The following is a 2,080-nucleotide window of genomic DNA, read 5'->3' on the forward strand; positions in this document are numbered from 1 at the left end:
GCTGCTCTGGTACCGCTTGCGCAACCGCCAGTTGCTCGACCTGAAGTTCCGCCGCCAGCGGCCGATCGGGAAGTACATCGCCGATTTCGCCTGTCTGGAAATCGGCCTCGTCATCGAACTGGATGGTGGGCAGCACGCTTCGGAACTGGCGTATGACGAGCAGAGGCAGCGAGACATGCAAGCGCTCGGCTTCCGCACGCTGCGCTTCTGGAACAACGAAGTACTGACGCAAACAGAGGCGGTGATGGAGAAGATCCGGCAGGTTGCCGAGGCGCTCGCCCTCACCCCAGCCCTCTCCCGCAAGCGGGAGAGGGAGCAAGACCAAGGGAATTGCCAGCCATGACCAAACAAATCCAAGACGCCTACATCGTCGCCGCCACCCGCTCCCCCATCGGGCGGTCGCACCGCGGCTTTTTCCGCAATACCCGGCCGGACGACCTGCTGGCGACCGTGCTGCGGTCCGCGCTCGCGCAAGTCCCCAACCTCGACCCCCACGCCATCGAGGACGTGATCTGCGGCTGCGCAATCCCTGAAGGCCCGCAAGGCCTCAACGTCGCGCGCGTGGGCGCCGTGCTCGCCGGACTGCCCAAGAGCGTGGGCGGCATCACGGTGAACCGCTTCTGCGCCTCCGGCCTGGCGGCCGTGCAGATGGCGGCGGACCGCATCCGCGTGGGCGAAGCCGACGTGATGATCGCTGCCGGCACCGAGAGCATGAGCATGGTGCCCATGATGGGCAACTCGCCCTCGCTGTCGCCCTCCATCTTCACCAACCCCGACGACATCGAGAACTACGGCATCGCCTACGGCATGGGCCTCACCGCCGAGAAAGTGGCGCGCCAGTGGAAGGTGGGCCGCGAGGCGCAGGACGAATTCGCGGTGCGCTCGCACCAGAAGGCCGTCGCGGCGATGCAGGCCGGCGAGTTCGCCGACGAGATGACGGAGATCGAGGTCGAGGACCGCGCGGTGGACCTCGAATCGGCCGAAGTCGCCGTGAAGACCCGCAAGGTGAAGCTCGACGAAGGCGCGCGCCCCGACACGACGATGGAAGCGCTGGCCAAGCTCAAGCCCGTGTTCGCGGCCCGCGGCAGCGTGACGGCCGGCAACAGCTCGCAGACCTCCGACGGCGCCGGCGCGCTGATCCTCGCCAGCGAAGCGGCGATCCAGCGCTTCGGCCTGCAGCCGCTGGCGCGCTTCGTCAGCTTCGCCAGCCGCGGCGTGCCGCCCCACATCATGGGCATCGGCCCGATCGAGGCCATCCCCGCCGCGCTCAAGAACGCGGGCCTGAAGCAGGACGACCTGGGCTGGATCGAGCTCAACGAAGCCTTCGCCGCCCAGTCGCTGGCGGTGATCGAGACCCTGGGCCTCGATCCCTCCAGGGTCAACCCCATGGGCGGAGCGATCGCCCTCGGCCACCCGCTGGGCGCCACCGGCGCGATCCGTTCGGCCACCGTGGTGCACGCATTGCGGCGCAAGAACCTGAAGTACGGCATGGTCACGATGTGCGTCGGCATGGGGCAGGGTGCCGCCGGCATCTTCGAGCGCGTCTGAGCGTGGGGCATCCGTTCGATGCCGCCATCCGGCTGCAACCGCAGCCGGATGGCACGTGGCAGGGCCGCACCAGTGCGGCCTACGCCAACATGATCGGTCCCTACGGCGGCATCACGGCGGCCCAGTGCCTGCAGTCGGTGCTGGGCCACCCCGAGCGGCTGGGCGAACCCCTCGCCCTGACCGTCAACTTCGCCGCCGCCATCGCCGACGGCGCGTTCCGCCTGCGGCCGCGCGCCGCCCGCACCAACCGCTCGACCCAGCACTGGATCGTCGAGATGCTGCAGGGCGACGAGCTCGTCGCCACGGCCACCGCCGTCACCGCCACGCGCCGCGAGACCTGGTCCGGCCACGAGGTCCACATGCCCGAGGCACCGCGCCCCGATGACACGCCCCGCGCCACCCGCCGCGGCGTCGAATGGCTGAACCGCTACGAGATGCGCTTCGTCGAGGGCCCGATCCCGCCGCAGTGGGACGGCAGCACGCGCGACGAGAGCCTCAGCCGCCTGTGGGTGCGCGACGATCCGCCGCGGCC

3 protein-coding genes are annotated in these 2,080 nt (G+C 69.7%); all 3 read left to right on the forward strand.

Translation table 11 applies throughout. The features are described 5' to 3' along the window. A partial coding sequence (locus tag VFM98_RS17740) for an endonuclease domain-containing protein (protein WP_325111228.1) occupies positions 1-343 on the forward strand: 343 nt, incomplete at its 5' end. Continuing rightward, complete coding sequence (locus tag VFM98_RS17745; protein ID WP_325111229.1) at positions 340-1,548, forward strand: acetyl-CoA C-acyltransferase; 1,209 nt, start codon at positions 340-342, stop codon at positions 1,546-1,548. The genes VFM98_RS17740 and VFM98_RS17745, both read left to right, overlap by 4 nt. Positions 1,549-1,550: 2 nt before the next feature. Next, a partial coding sequence (locus VFM98_RS17750) for an acyl-CoA thioesterase (RefSeq protein WP_325111230.1) occupies positions 1,551-2,080 on the forward strand: 530 nt, incomplete at its 3' end.

The sequence above is a fragment of the Ramlibacter sp. genome, assembly GCF_035706265.1.
GTDB lineage: Bacteria > Pseudomonadota > Gammaproteobacteria > Burkholderiales > Burkholderiaceae_C > Ramlibacter.

What these genes read in the sequence shown, in the direction of transcription:
- VFM98_RS17745 (WP_325111229.1), top strand. Translation starts at nt 340, where the DNA reads ATGACCAAACAAATCCAAGACGCCTACATCGTCGCCGCCACCCGCTCC.